Source organism: Ruminococcus sp. AM43-6 (genome assembly GCF_003461785.1).
Taxonomy (GTDB): Bacteria; Bacillota; Clostridia; order Oscillospirales; family Ruminococcaceae; genus Hominimerdicola; species Hominimerdicola aceti.
The window spans coordinates 1-434 of record NZ_QTXU01000087.1 but is presented as its reverse complement, the minus strand read 5'-3'; the positions used below and the strand labels follow the sequence as shown (position 1 = coordinate 434).

Sequence of the window (434 nt, the reverse complement as noted above, 5' to 3'; positions counted from 1 at the left end):
AGCATAATATGGCTGCACTACACAAAATATTTCCGTGAGCCTGTTATGTCAATGAGTTTTTCGGTCAGCTATCTTGCCATATTTATAGCGGTACTGCTGGCGTTCTGCTTTATCGCCATAAGAAAATTCAATTACGACAATGTTGCAGAGATAGCAAGTTAGGGATTAGGGGGACAAAATGGATATCATCAATGTAAATGACGTATGTCTTACTCTTGGCAAAACGGAGATACTAAAGCATATAAATGTGTCCTTTGAGGAGGGCAAGATACACGGGCTTATCGGCAGAAACGGCAGCGGAAAGACAATGCTTATGAAGTGCATATGCGGCTTTATCAAGTCCACGAGCGGTGAGATTATCGTTGACAGCAAGCGGGTGGGCAAGGACGTTGACTTCCCGAAAGATATGGGTATCATTATTGAAACACCTGGGT

General features: G+C 43.1%; 1 protein-coding gene. It reads left to right on the top strand.

Annotated elements, in window-relative coordinates:
* Positions 1-178: 178 nt before the first annotated feature.
* Positions 179-434: ATP-binding cassette domain-containing protein (locus DW938_RS14555; RefSeq protein ID WP_118125601.1), on the top strand; the 256-nt coding region annotated here is incomplete at its 3' end.